A 12,512-nucleotide genomic window follows, 5' to 3' on the forward strand; every position below is an offset into this window, starting at 1 on the left:
AGTCCCCCAGGGGTTCAGGCACCGGCTTTGATCCGGTGCAGTGCTTCGGCGATGTCGGCGGACGACAGGTCGCGGTGGGTCACGAACCGGACCTTGCCCGCCATGGGAAGGGCTTGAATGCCGAGCGAGCCGAGCCAGTTCAGCGCGGTCGGCACGTCCGGCACCCCGGCCAGGACGATATTGGTGTCCGGCGGCTGCACGTCCCAGCCGTGTTCGGAGAGGCCGTCGGCCAGCCGTTTCGCGAACTCGTGCGTTTCGGCCAGCTCGTCCACGCGGTCCAGCGCGACCAGGCAGGCCGCGGCGAGAATCCCGCCCTGCCGCACGCCGCCGCCGAGCATCTGCCGCATCCGGCGGGCCTTTTCGACGAACTCGGCACTGCCCGCGAGGACCGAGCCGACCGGCGCGCCGAGGCCCTTGCTGAAGCACGCCGACACCGAGTCGACTCCGACGGTCAGCGCGGCGGGCGGCACCTGCAGCGCGACGGCCGCGTGCCAGATCCGCGCGCCGTCGAGGTGCACGGTGAGCCCGGCTTGCTTCGCGACGGACAGCAGCTGCGCGTGCTCGTCCGGCGGAGTGACCGCGCCGCCGGCCGCGTTGTGCGTGTTCTCCAGGCACAACAGCGTGGTGCGGAGCGTGAAGTACGGGCCGGGGTTGCCGATCGCGGCTTCGAGCGTTTCCGGCAGGCACCGGCCGGGGCCCGCGTCGTGTTCGAGGATGTCCGGCATGCCGCCGGCCAGCCACGCGGCCGAGCCGAGTTCGTTGACGAGCACGTGCGCGCCGCGGGTGGCGAGGAAGCGGTCGCCGCGCTGGAGGTGGACGCTCAGCGCGATCAGGTTCGCCATCGTCCCGCTCGGCGTCCACAGGGCGGCGGGCATCCCGAGCGTTTGCGCGGCCCGGTGCTCCAGTTCGGCGATGGTCGGGTCGGTGCCGATGACGTTGTCGTCGACCTCGGCCTCGGCCATGGCCGCGCGCATGATCGCGTCCGGGCGGGTGACGGTGTCGGAACGGAAGTCGATCAGCTGCCCAGTCATGGTCACAGTCCGATCACATCACACAGCTGGGCACGGCATCAATGCGGCGGGGGGTGGAACGTTTCCGGCCGGACGTGCAACCGTGGACGCCCCCGGATCCGTCCCTTCACCGGACATGGCCAGAGCGGAGCTGCAAAGCGCGTGGACCAGCGCGACGAACAGGAGTTCGCGGAGTACTTCGCCGCGAAGAGGGACGCTGTGCGCCGGACTGCCTATCTGCTGTGCGGGGATTGGCACAAGGCCGACGACCTCGCGCAGACGGCGTTCGTCGCGTTGCACCGGAGGTGGAAGAAGATCAGAGACCGCGCGGCGACCGACGCGTACGTGCGCAAGACGCTGGTGCGCGCGGTCATCGACGAATCCCGCCGTCCGTGGCGGCGGGAGCGGCAGACCGAGGTGCTGCCGGAACCCGTCGACGACAGTCCCGGGCTCGCCGAACGCGTCGCGACTCGCGAGGACCTGCTCGCGGCGCTGAAGGAAGTGCCGCCGAAGCAGCGGGCGGTGCTGGTGCTGCGGTTCTTCGACGGTTTGGACGTCGGGGCCGCGGCGACCGCGCTGGGCTGCAGCGAGGGCAACGTGAAGAGCCAGACGGCGCGCGGGCTGGCGAATCTGCGTCAGGTGCTGGAACGGGAGGTGGAGACCAATGGATGAGCGGGAAGCCGAGACGTTGTTCTCCGCCGTTCCCGGCGAGGTGCCGCCGCCGACCTTCTCGGTGGAAGACGTGGTGCGCCGTTCGAAGCGCGAAACGGTGCGCCGGCGCAACCGGATCACCGCGGGCGCGGCGGCCGTGCTCGTGGTCGCCGGGTTCGGTACCTGGGGAATTGTGGGCATTTCGAACGAAAAGTCCGATTCGATGGCGAATTCCGCGGCCGCGCCCGTGCAACCTAGTGGACCGGCGGCGCGTCCTTTCAGCACTGGGGATGACTTCCCGGGCGAGCCGTCTCGGCAGGGAGCCGGCGAAACCGGGAGGACCGGCCCTCGGGTCGAAGGCACCTCCGGGTGCGGACGGGTGGACTGGGAGCTCGCCACTGCCCTCGCTGGCGAGCTCCCAGGCCACTTGAATGCCGCACAGGCTTCCCCAGGCAGCGTTTGTACGACGTCGTCGCGCGGCGCGGGGTTCCCGCTTCCGGACGGGATGATCGGCGCGGCGGTGTTCGCTCGCGGGACCGCGGTGAACGTGCCCACGCAACCGGCCGGAGCCGTCACCGTGCGTCAGCAAACCGGCAGTGGTGGAACTCTCGTGCTGGTCAGCGTGCCGGGGACTTCCGGGCATCCAGCACCGTACGCGACCGACCTGGCGCGCTTCGCTGCTTCGCTGGCCCCCCGGTTCTGATCGGCGGCCGTCGGGGCGGCTGGCAGAATATCCGGGCATGACGGCAGCAGCCACCACTCCCAAGGGCGAGCGACGACGGGCCGCGCTCGTCGAAGCCGCCGCTGAGCTGCTGGCCGAGGGCGGTTTCGACGCGGTCCGGCACCGGGCCGTCGCCGAACGGGCCGGGCTGCCGCTGGCGTCCACGACGTACTACTTCGATTCGCTGGAAGACCTCGTCACCGCCGCGGTGGAACACCACGGGCAGACCGAACTGGCCAACGGACGCCGGCAGCTGGAGGACCTGACGACCCGGAACCGGGGCGTGCAGGCGACCGTGGAACTCGTGCTGGACATGCTGCTCGGCCCGCAGAGCGGCGATCCGGAAGCCGACGCCGAGGCGGTCCTGCTGCGCTACGAACGCCTGGTGGCGACCGGGCGGCGGCCGTACCTGCGCCCGTTGATGCGGACGCTGTCCCAGCAGCTCAACGAACTGCTGACGGAGATCTTCGCCCGGTCTGGGACGCCGGTGGCCAAGGACGAGCTGGACCGGCTGGTCGCGCTCGTGGACGGGGCCGTGGTGAACGCGCTGATCGCGGTCGACCCGGCCCCGCGCGCCGCGGCCGGGCGGATGCTGCGGACCGCGCTCGCGGAGTCCGCCAGCGTCCATTGAGGACAGTCAGTCCGCGTACGCCGCGGTGGCGCGGATTTCGACCAGCAGTCCCGGGCTGGCGAGCCCGCTGACGCCGATCATCGACCACGCCGGGTACGGCTCGGCGGGCACGAGGCGCTTTTTGGCTTCCAGGAACCCGGGCAGGTGCTGGTGGATGTCGACGTGGTAGCTCGTGACGTCGACCAGCGCGGAGAGGCCGAGGCCTTCCAAGCGGAGGATTTCCTCGATCCGGCGGAGCGCGATCTCGGTCTGCTCCTCGACGGTTTCCGCGATCTCGCCGTCCGGGCGGCGGCCGATCGTGCCCGCGATGAAGAGAAGGCGGCCCGCGCGGACGGCGGCCGAGTAGCCGAAGCGGGAGAAGGCGGAGGCTCCGGACGGTCCGAAAACCTCGGAGTCCTCGGGGATTTCGACGGAATGCATGTGGCTTCCTTTCTCAGCTTCCCCAGCGGGAAGCGTGGCTGGCGCGTTCCAGCCGGGTTTCGCCGTCGGCCGCGCGTTCCCGCAGGAAATCCGCGGGCACGGACGGCACTGGCGCGTTCTTCGGGTTTTTCGCGGCTTGAGCGACGATCGCGTCGGTGAGCGAGCGGACCATCTCCAGCCGGGGGTAGGCGGCGTGGATCGCCGCGCCCTGTTCGTCGGTGACGGCGTCGAGGTACTCGGCACCGATCGGTCCGCCGAAGTCGACGGCGACCCCGGCGCGGACAAGCACGCACAGCGGACCGCGGTGTTCGGCGATGCCCGCGGAGGTGTGCAGGGCGATGGCCTGCCAGACCTGGTCGGCGTCGCCAGGCGAAACCCCTTGCTGGACCAGGAATCTGGCCGCGCGTTCGGCTCCCTCGACCTCGAAGCGTTCCACGTGCGGGCCGTCCGGGGCCACGCCGATGTCATGCATGACGCACGCGGCGAACAGCAGGTCGTCGTCGAAGTCCGACAGGGCGAGCCGGTCGGCGACGAGGCGGGCGAACAGATAGGTGCGGACGCTGTGGTTGAACACCGACTGCGATTCCACCGGGCGGACGACGTCGAGCACGGCGTCCGCCAGCGGGGTCGCGGGCAGGGCGAGTACCGGGTCCGGAAGGAGTTCGGTCATGTCTTCAGGGTGGACCGCGAGCCGCTGACCTGGTGAGTGGCAAGTTTGCCGTACTTCGATAGAATCTTGCCATGACGGTGCATCGGGTCGCGGTGCTGGCGCTCGACGGCGTCCTCCCGCTGGACTTGGCGATCCCGGCGCAGGTGTTTCACGTCCGGCCGCAAACGCACTACGAGATGACGCTGTGCGCGCTTGGCCCGACGGTTTCCACCAGCGCCGGGTTCACCCTGGCCGCCGAGGGCGGGATCGAGGAGCTGCGCGCGGCGGACACGGTGATCGTGCCGGGTTACGACCCGATCGGCCCAACGCCGGAAGCGGCGGTCGAGCTGCTGGCCGAGGCACGCGACCGAGGGCGGCGAGTGGTGTCCATCTGCACGGGTGCGTTTGCGCTGGCCGCGGCAGGGGTGCTGGACGGTCTGCACGCCACGACGCATTGGGAATACCTCGACCAATTCGAGCGGGAATTCCCGGCGGTCCAGGTCGACCGGGACGTCCTCTACGTCGACGAGGGCGACGTGCTCACCTCAGCAGGCGTGTGCTGTGGCATCGATCTCTGCCTGCACATCGTGCGCCGCGATCTGGGCGCCGCGGTCGCGAATCGGATCGCGCGCGGTCTGGTCGCCGCTCCGCACCGCGAGGGCGGGCAGGCGCAGTACGTCCCCGCGCCGCTCGCGGACGCTGGGGATGCTTCGCTGTCGGCCACCAGGGAATGGGCGTTGCGGCGACTGGACGAATCGCTCAGCATCCGGCTGCTCGCCCGGCACGCCGGGATGTCGCAGCGGACTTTTCTGCGCCGGTTCGCCGAGGAAACAGGGACGACGCCGCTGCAGTGGCTGCTCAACGCCCGGCTCGGCAAAGCGCGGGAATTGCTGGAAACCACTGACTATTCGGTGGACCGGGTGGCGCGGGATTGCGGTCTCGGCACCCCGGCCAACCTGCGGTTGCACTTCCGGCGCGTGCTCGGGACCACCCCGACGGCTTACCGCCGGGCGTTCACTTCCTGACCCGCTCGCTTGGCGTCGGCGGCCGAGGTGGCCAGCAGCTCCAGCATCGCGGTCTCCGCGCCGACCGGGTCGTGCGCGGCGATGGCGTCGAGTACCCGGCGGTGGCTCGGCACCGGATCGCCGGCGGGACCGGCGCTGTGCACGAGTTTGTCTCGTTCCGCCAGGCCGATCGCGATGACGCGTTCGATCTGGAGCAGGAAGTTGTTGTGCGCGGCGGTCAACAGGCTGCGGTGAAAGGACAAATCCGCCTCGACGCTCGCTTCCAGATCCGGCGCGGCCACCATCGCATCGAGCGCGGACTCAAGGGCGGCAAGGTCTTCGGCGGTCGCGCGCTCGGCGGCCATCCGCGCAGCAGCGGGTTCGACCACCGCGCGGACTTCGGCCAATTCGTCCAGCAGACCGGCGTTTCCGCGGGCGGTGGTTTGCCAGCGCATGACATCGGCATCGAGCAGTTGCCAATTCTCGCGCGATTGCACGAACGTGCCATGCTTCTGCCGCGCGCCGATCATTCCCTTTGCGGCCAGCACTTTTAACGCTTCCCGCAGCGCGGTGAGACTGATGTCCAGCTCCTCGCGCAGTGCGGGAAGATCCAGCACCATGCCCTCGCGCCATTCGCCGGACAGAACGCGCGCGGCGAGCGTTTCCACCGTCTGTCCGTGCAGGCCGCGAGGGCGATGGTCGGTCACCGGAGCGGAAGCACGCACGTCGGGGAGCCGGCCGGGTAATCACGGACCTCCGCGTTTCCGAGGTCCTTCAACGGGAAAACGGAAATGGCGTCGTCCTTGAACGCCGCGACGTAGCACAGCCCGTCCGCCACGGCGAAGTTCCACGGATAAGAACCGCATCGCTGATCCGCCGTCGCGCGCAGCGGAGTCCCGGCGAACGACGTAATGCATTCCGGGCCGCGGTTGGACAGGTAAATCCCCGAGTCGAGTACTTCCAAGTGTGCCACCAGGGATTCGCCGCCCGCCACCGTCGAAGGGGTCGCCTCGACGAACTCGAACGCTCCCGGCGAAGTCTCCCGCATCGTGATCAGCTCGCCGGACAATTCCCCTGCCACGTAAGCGATTCCGTCCGCGCCGCGGACGAGCTGCCGCGGTCCGGTGCCCGGCGGCAGCGCCGAAACGGCCAGCGGGGTGAGTTTTCCTTGCGGAGACAGCGTATAGCTGCGGATTTCGTCGGTGCCCAGGTCGACGGCGCTCACCACCGAACTGTCCGCCGAGGACACCGCCATGTGGACGTGCGGGCCTTCCTGCCGGTCGGCGCGCGGCCCGCTCCCGGTGTGCTGCACCAGGTCCGTGCGTCCGTCGATCCGGCCGTCCTCGCGCAGGGCGAACACCGCGAGGCTGCCGCCGCCGTAGTTGGCGCACAACAGAAACCGGCCGTCCGGCGTCACCGCGAGGTGGCACGGGCTGGCCCCGCCGGATTCGACCACGTCGAGCGCGACCAGGCCGTCGGCGACTGAAACGGAGGTGATCTCGCCGTAGCTCGTCTCGTTGACCGCGTACACCATCGGCAGCGCGGGATGCTGGGTCAGCCAGGTCGGCGACACCATCGGCACGGTCGAATCCGCGACCAGTTCGCCGCCGGAGCGCCGGAAAACCGCGATTCCCGTACCCTTCCCGCCGGTTTCGGCGGTACGGCAGCCGACGAGTACGACGTCGCTCACGAGTTCTCCCTCACTAATGCGGCCACTCGGGCCCGGATGTCCTCAGCGGATCCACGGGTCAGCGCCGACCCGATCCCGCAGGCGACGGCGCCCGCGTCGAGCCAGCGTGGCACGTCCTCGGGAGCGATTCCACCCGTCGGCACGAGCGGAGCTTGCGGAAGCGCGGCGCGCACGTCCTTGATCCACTGCGGACCGAGCGCGGAAGCCGGGAAAACCTTTACGGCGTCAGCACCTTCCTCCATCGCGCGCACGATTTCGGTAACCGAACCGGTGCCCGGCAGCGCCGCGACGCCGTACCGATGAGCGGTACGCAAGACCTCGGTGTGCAGCGACGGGGAGACGAGAAACTGGGCACCTGCCCGGATCGCGGCAGTCGCGGACGATTCGTCGAGCACCGTGCCGGCCCCGATCGTGGCGTCCGGATAGGCGGCACTCAGCTCCTCGATGGCGACGAGCGCACCCGCGTTGGTGAGCGGGACTTCGACCGACTTCAACCCAGCGTCGAGCACTGCCCGCGCAGCGGCGACGGCCGAGGCGGCGTCCGCCGTCCGCACGATTCCGACGACGCCCTGGCGCACCGCTTCGCGCGTGATCTCCCACCGGTATCCCATGGCGGCCAGCTTAGCAGGCAAATTATAAATTACTAATTATTCTTGACCGCTGCTCGGGCGGCGCGGCATGCTTGCGGACCATGCGCACTGCCGTGGTGACCGGCGCGGCGTCCGGGATCGGAGCCGCGACCGCCCTCCAGCTCACCGCCGACGGCTACCGGGTGATCGGCGTCGACCTCGCCCCGGTGCCCGGCGGCGTGCAAGGGGACGTGACCGAAGACGAGACGTGGCAACGGGTTCTTGATCTTGCGGGCGAAGTCGACGCCGTGGTCAGCAACGCGTATCTGCCGACTTCGGGCCCCCTGCACGAAACCGGCCGCGCGCAATGGCAACGACAGCTCGACGTGAACCTCACCGCGTCGTACCTCGCCGTGCGGACCTGCCTGCCGTCGTTGCGGGCGCGGCGCGGTTCCGTGGTGTTGGTTTCCTCGGTACACGCGCGATTCGGGCTGCCCGGCCATCCGGCGTACGCGGCCAGCAAAGGCGCGTTGGTGTCTCTGGCCCGGCAATTGGCGGTGGAGTACGCGCCGGAAGTGCGGGTGAATTCGGTGCTGCCCGGTCCGGTCGAGACCGAAGCGTGGAGCCGGATCAGCAAGGAAGACCGCGAACGCAGCGTCCGCGCGACGCCCGCCGGAAGGCTCGGCGACCCGGCCGAAATCGCCGCGGTGATCGCGTTCCTGCTCTCGCCCGCGGCGTCGTTCGTCACGGGCGCCGAGTTGACCGTCGACGGCGGCTGGTCGGCTGCGAAAGATTCCGCTTAGTCCGCTTAGGAGACAAGGGTGCAGATCACCGGGATCGAAACGTTCCTCGTCGCGCCGCGCTGGTTGTTCCTCAAGGTCAGCACCGACGAGGGCATCACCGGCTGGGGCGAACCGGTCGTGGAAGGACGGGCCGGGACCGTCCGAGCGGCTGTGCACGAGCTGAGCGAACTGCTCATCGGCAAAGACCCGCTGCGCGTCGAGGAGCACTGGCAGGTGCTGCGGCGCGGCGGTTTCTACCGCGGCGGTCCGGTGCTTTCCAGCGCGCTCGCCGGGTTCGACCAGGCGTTGTGGGACATCGCGGGCAAGGCCCGGAACGCGCCGGTGCACGAGCTGCTCGGCGGTCCAGTGCGCGAGAAAGTGCGGGTGTACTCGTGGGTCGGCGGCGACCGTCCGTCCGGGATCTTCGACGCGGTGTCCGCGCAGGTCGAGCGGGGTTTCACCGCGGTGAAGATGAACGTCGCCGGTCCGCTCGGGCCGATCGCCACGCCCGCCGAAGCCACGGCCGCACTGGCCCGCGCGCGGGAGGCAAGGGAAGCGCTCGGACCCGACCGCGACCTGGCGATCGACTTCCACGGCCGCGTCTCGCCCGCGATGGCGCGCCGGCTGGTGAAGATGCTCGAAGAAGTGCAGCCGATGTTCGTCGAGGAGCCGGTGCTGCCGGAACTGCCCGCCGACGTGGTCAAGTCGGTGGTCGAGGCCTCGACGGTGCCGATCGCGCTCGGGGAACGGCTGTTCTCGCGCTGGGAGTTCAAACCGGTGCTGGACGCGGGCGTCGCCGTGGTGCAGCCGGATCCGTCGCACGCGGGCGGCATCTCGGAGCTGCGCCGGATCGCCGCGCTGGCCGAGGTGTACGGCGCGAACCTCGCCCCGCATTGCCCACTCGGCCCGATCTCGCTCGCCGCCGCGCTGCAGGTCGCGTTCGCGACGCCGAACTTCCTGATCCAGGAGCAAAGCCTCGGCATGCACTACCACGACGGCCGCGAGCCGGTCGCCTATCTCGCCGACGACGCGTTGTTCCGGTTCACCGACGGCTACGCCGCGCGCCCGACCGCACCCGGCCTCGGCATCGAGGTGGACGAGCAGGCCGTGCGGCGCGCCGACGAGAGCGGGCACGTCTGGCGGTCGCCGGTGTGGCGGCTGCCCGACGGCAGCTTCACGGAGTGGTGACCGCCGCGCTGACCTGCGCAGGTATCGTGGCCGCGTGACGGACAAGCCCCGCATTCCGAACGTGCTCGCCGCCCGCTACGCCTCGCCGGAGCTGGTGGCGCTCTGGTCGCCCGAACGCAAGGTCGTGCTCGAGCGGCGGCTGTGGCTCGCCGTGCTGCGGGCTCAGGCCGAGCTGGGCGTCGAGGTGCCCGAAGGCGTCTTGGCGGACTACGAGCGCGTGGTCGAGCAGGTCGACCTCGACTCGATCGCCGCCCGCGAACGCGTCACCCGGCACGACGTCAAGGCCCGGATCGAGGAGTTCAACGCCCTCGCTGGGCACGAGCACGTGCACAAGGGCATGACCTCGCGCGACCTCACCGAGAACGTCGAGCAGCTGCAGCAGCTGCGGTCGCTGGAACTGGTCCGCAGCCGCGTCGCCGCGGTGCTGTCCCGGCTGGCCGCGCTCGCCGTCGAACACTCCGACCTGGTGCTGGCCGGCCGCTCGCACAACGTCGCCGCGCAGGCCACCACGCTCGGCAAGCGCTTCGCGACCGCCGCCGACGAGCTGCTCGTCGCGTTCTCCCGGCTGGACAACCTGATCGAGCGCTACCCGCTGCGCGGCATCAAGGGCCCGGTCGGCACCTCGCAGGACATGCTCGACCTGCTCGGCGACGAGTCCACTTTGGACCAGCTGGAGACGAAGATCGCCGAGTTCCTCGGGTTCGGCAACCGGTTCGTCAGCGTCGGCCAGGTGTACCCGCGTTCGCTCGACTTCGACGTGCTGTCCACCGTGGTCCAGCTCGCCGCCGCGCCGTCCAGCCTCGCCAAGACGATCCGGCTGATGGCCGGGCACGAGCTGGTCACCGAGGGATTCAAACCCGGCCAGGTCGGGTCGTCGGCCATGCCGCACAAGATGAACACCCGGTCCTGCGAGCGCGTCAACGGCCTGGCCGTGGTGCTGCGCGGCTACCTGTCGATGATCGGCGAACTGGCCGGCGACCAGTGGAACGAGGGCGACGTTTCGGATTCCGTGGTGCGCCGCGTCGCGCTGCCGGACGCGTTTTTCGCGCTCGACGGCCTGCTCGAGACCTTCCTCACCGTGCTCGGCGAATTCGGCGCGTTCCCGGCCGTGGTCGAGCGTGAGCTTGATCGCTATCTCCCGTTCCTCGCCACCACGAAGGTGCTCATGGCGTCGGTGCGCCGGGGCGTCGGGCGTGAGACGGCTCACGAGGCGATCAAGGAGAACGCCGTCGGGGTCGCCCTCGCGATGCGCGAACGCGGCGCGGAGAACGACCTCCTCGACCGGCTCGCGGCCGACGAACGGATCCCGCTCGACCGCGCTGAGCTGGACGAACTCCTCGCCGACCGGATCTCGTTCACCGGCGTGGCCCCGCGTCAGGTCGAAGAGGTCGCGGCGCGCGTCGAGGACGTGCTCAAGCGATTCCCGGACGCCGCGGCGTACGCGCCGCAGCCGATTCTGTGAGTGCGCGCACGCCGTCCACGTGCTGAGACGGCATTACTCGATCGGGCGAAGCTTTTAGTCTTCGTGCCGAACCCGGAAGCGCCAGGCCGCCGACCCGCGGCCTGGCGCTTCTCGTCTGCGCACCCCGGATACTCAGGAAGAAGTCATGAGAAAGCTCCTCAGCACGCTCGCCGTCGTAGTCGCCGCCACCGCGGGCCTTACGGCGTGCGGATCCTCGGACGCTTCTGGGCAGACCCTGCGCGTCGGCACCCTCACCGACGCCCCGCCCAGCATCTACCTCGAAAACGGCCAGTTCACCGGGTACGACAACGAGCTGCTGCGCGACATCGCCAAGCGCGAGGGCTTCCAGGTCGAGTTCGTCGGCACCGAGTTCTCCGGGCTGCTCGCGAAGGTCGCCGGCGGCCAGTTCGACATCGGCAGCTCGACGATCTCCGCGACCGCCGCGCGCAAGAAGACCGTGGCGTTCAGCAACGGCTACGACACCAGCTACACCACCGTCGTCAGCAAGAAGGGCGCCGCGCTGCCCGCCGTGAACTCGTTCGCCGGCAAGCGCGTCGGCGTCGTGCAGGGTTCGGTGCAGGACGAGTTCGCCGGCAAGCTCGCCGGCGCGCAGGTGGTCCGGTTCCCGGACTACAACGCCGGTTTCGCGCAGCTGAAGACGGGCGGTCTCGACGGCTGGGTCGTGCCGAAGGACATCGGCCAGAAGTACATCGACCAGAACCCGGCGGTTCCGCTGGAATTCGGCTACACGGTCGCGGACAAGGACACCCCGTCGGCCTTCGCGGTCGCCAAGTCGAACACCGAGCTGCTGAAGAAGATCAACGACGGGCTGGCCAAGGCGATCGCGGACGGCACCGTGGCCCGGCTGCACGCGCAGTTCTTCAAGGAAGCGCCGGTCGCGAAGGAGCTGGAGAAGGGCGGACCGGGCCTCCCGGTGGCGAACTCCTGATGCGAGGGCACACTGGTGGCATGAAAAAACTGATCGTCACCGCCCTCGCGGCGGCACTGGTCGCCGGTCTCACCGCGTGCGGTGGCGACGCAGGCGAGACCACCCTGCGGGTCGGCACCCTCAGCGACTCCCGGCCCAATGCGTACCAGGAAAACGGCGAATTCACCGGGTTCGACAACGCGTTGCTGAAGGATATCGCCGCGAAAGAGGGGCTGAAGCTGGAATTCGTGGCGACGGATTTCTCGGCCCTGCTCGGCAGCGTCGCGAACGGCCGGTTCGACATCGGCAGTTCGGCGATCGCGCAGACCGACGAGCGCAAGAAGACGGTGGCGTTCAGCGATCCGTACAACTACCAGTCGCTCGGCATCGAGGCGAAGGCGAGCGCGGGCATCTCCGACGAGAACTCGTTGGCGGGCAAGCGGATCGGCGTGGTGCAGGGCACGGTGTCGGACACCTGGCTCGCCGCGAACGCGCCGAAGGCGCAGGCGGTCCGCTTCCCGAACGACGCGGCGGCGCTGAGCGGGCTGAAGTCCTCGGCGATCGACGGCGCGGTGTTCGACCAGGTGTCGGCGGAGGACTACGCGAGCAAGAACCCGGAGCTGAAGGTCACGAAGGCGATCACGACCAGCATCCCGCACGGATACGCGGTGCGGAAGGGCAACAACGAACTGCTGGCCAAGCTGAACGACGGCATCAAGAAGGCCGTCGCGGACGGCACCTGGGCGCGGGTGCACCAGCAGTTCGAGCCGAGCATTCCGGTTCCCGCGGATTTCAAGACGAAGTAGC

Annotated in this window: 15 protein-coding genes; 9 read left to right on the forward strand and 6 right to left on the reverse strand. The window is 69.6% G+C overall.

Translation table 11 applies throughout. The annotated features are described in order from the left end of the window. Positions 1-14: 14 nt before the first annotated feature. Positions 15-1,031, reverse strand: a complete 1,017-nt coding sequence (locus tag F9C11_RS08315) for a threonine aldolase family protein (RefSeq protein ID WP_409186844.1) — start codon at positions 1,029-1,031, stop codon at positions 15-17. 141 nt (positions 1,032-1,172) lie between these two features. Between F9C11_RS08315 and F9C11_RS08320 the strand changes: the two genes are divergently transcribed. From F9C11_RS08320 to F9C11_RS08330, 3 genes are read left to right on the forward strand one after another with little or no spacing between them, the layout of a single operon-like run. Next, the gene (locus F9C11_RS08320) at positions 1,173-1,682 is read left to right on the forward strand and encodes a SigE family RNA polymerase sigma factor (RefSeq protein ID WP_009084836.1); all 510 of its coding nucleotides are present in this window, start codon (positions 1,173-1,175) and stop codon (positions 1,680-1,682) included. Next, entirely contained in the window at positions 1,675-2,364 is a 690-nt protein-coding gene (locus tag F9C11_RS08325; RefSeq protein WP_409184307.1) for a hypothetical protein, read from the forward strand. Before F9C11_RS08320 ends, F9C11_RS08325 begins: the two co-directional genes overlap by 8 nt. 37 nt (positions 2,365-2,401) lie before the next feature. After that, complete coding sequence (locus tag F9C11_RS08330; protein ID WP_409184308.1) at positions 2,402-3,013, forward strand: TetR/AcrR family transcriptional regulator; 612 nt, start codon at positions 2,402-2,404, stop codon at positions 3,011-3,013. Between the two features lie 6 nt (positions 3,014-3,019). Here F9C11_RS08330 and F9C11_RS08335 read toward each other — a convergent pair whose 3' ends face one another. Beyond that, on the reverse strand, positions 3,020-3,433 hold the full coding sequence (locus F9C11_RS08335; protein WP_409184309.1) for a RidA family protein: 414 nt from the start codon (positions 3,431-3,433) through the stop codon (positions 3,020-3,022). A 13-nt stretch (positions 3,434-3,446) separates the two neighbouring features. Next, the gene (locus F9C11_RS08340; RefSeq protein WP_409184310.1) at positions 3,447-4,103 is read right to left on the reverse strand and encodes an HD domain-containing protein; all 657 of its coding nucleotides are present in this window, start codon (positions 4,101-4,103) and stop codon (positions 3,447-3,449) included. Between the two features lie 71 nt (positions 4,104-4,174). Here F9C11_RS08340 and F9C11_RS08345 point away from each other — a divergent pair, with 71 nt between their 5' ends. Then, positions 4,175-5,107 (forward strand): GlxA family transcriptional regulator, encoded by a 933-nt coding sequence (locus F9C11_RS08345; RefSeq protein WP_409184311.1) that lies wholly within the window; start codon positions 4,175-4,177, stop codon positions 5,105-5,107. Here the strand turns inward: F9C11_RS08345 and F9C11_RS08350 are convergent. The 3 genes from F9C11_RS08350 to F9C11_RS08360 are packed head-to-tail and all read right to left on the reverse strand — an operon-like array spanning position 5,083 to position 7,387. Beyond that, complete coding sequence (locus tag F9C11_RS08350; protein WP_409186845.1) at positions 5,083-5,793, reverse strand: FadR/GntR family transcriptional regulator; 711 nt, start codon at positions 5,791-5,793, stop codon at positions 5,083-5,085. The two genes, F9C11_RS08345 and F9C11_RS08350, sit on opposite strands and share 25 nt — an antisense overlap. Beyond that, positions 5,790-6,776, reverse strand: coding sequence for a lactonase family protein (locus F9C11_RS08355; RefSeq protein ID WP_409184312.1), 987 nt, complete (start codon positions 6,774-6,776; stop codon positions 5,790-5,792). Before F9C11_RS08355 ends, F9C11_RS08350 begins: the two co-directional genes overlap by 4 nt. After that, the gene (locus tag F9C11_RS08360) at positions 6,773-7,387 is read right to left on the reverse strand and encodes a bifunctional 4-hydroxy-2-oxoglutarate aldolase/2-dehydro-3-deoxy-phosphogluconate aldolase (protein WP_409184313.1); all 615 of its coding nucleotides are present in this window, start codon (positions 7,385-7,387) and stop codon (positions 6,773-6,775) included. Before F9C11_RS08360 ends, F9C11_RS08355 begins: the two co-directional genes overlap by 4 nt. Positions 7,388-7,467: 80 nt before the next feature. On the opposite strand from F9C11_RS08360, the gene F9C11_RS08365 reads away from it, so the two are divergent. The 5 genes from F9C11_RS08365 (at position 7,468) to F9C11_RS08385 (ending at position 12,511) form a co-directional block, all read left to right on the forward strand. Then, positions 7,468-8,148: an SDR family NAD(P)-dependent oxidoreductase gene (locus tag F9C11_RS08365; RefSeq protein WP_409184314.1), complete on the forward strand. Its 681-nt coding sequence runs from the start codon at positions 7,468-7,470 to the stop codon at positions 8,146-8,148. An 18-nt stretch (positions 8,149-8,166) separates the two neighbouring features. Continuing rightward, positions 8,167-9,315: a galactonate dehydratase gene (gene dgoD, locus F9C11_RS08370; RefSeq protein WP_409184315.1), complete on the forward strand. Its 1,149-nt coding sequence runs from the start codon at positions 8,167-8,169 to the stop codon at positions 9,313-9,315. 34 nt (positions 9,316-9,349) lie between these two features. Then, positions 9,350-10,777 carry an adenylosuccinate lyase gene (gene purB / locus F9C11_RS08375; RefSeq protein WP_409184316.1) on the forward strand — a complete coding sequence of 476 codons (1,428 nt, stop codon included), beginning with the start codon at positions 9,350-9,352 and terminating at the stop codon, positions 10,775-10,777. Between the two features lie 145 nt (positions 10,778-10,922). Next, positions 10,923-11,726, forward strand: a complete 804-nt coding sequence (locus F9C11_RS08380; RefSeq protein WP_409184317.1) for a substrate-binding periplasmic protein — start codon at positions 10,923-10,925, stop codon at positions 11,724-11,726. Positions 11,727-11,746: 20 nt separating this feature from the next. After that, positions 11,747-12,511 carry an ABC transporter substrate-binding protein gene (locus F9C11_RS08385; RefSeq protein ID WP_409184318.1) on the forward strand — a complete coding sequence of 255 codons (765 nt, stop codon included), beginning with the start codon at positions 11,747-11,749 and terminating at the stop codon, positions 12,509-12,511. The last annotated feature ends 1 nt before the right edge of the window (position 12,512 follow it).

The sequence above is a fragment of the Amycolatopsis sp. VS8301801F10 genome, assembly GCF_046195355.1.
Taxonomy (GTDB): Bacteria; Actinomycetota; Actinomycetes; order Mycobacteriales; family Pseudonocardiaceae; genus Amycolatopsis.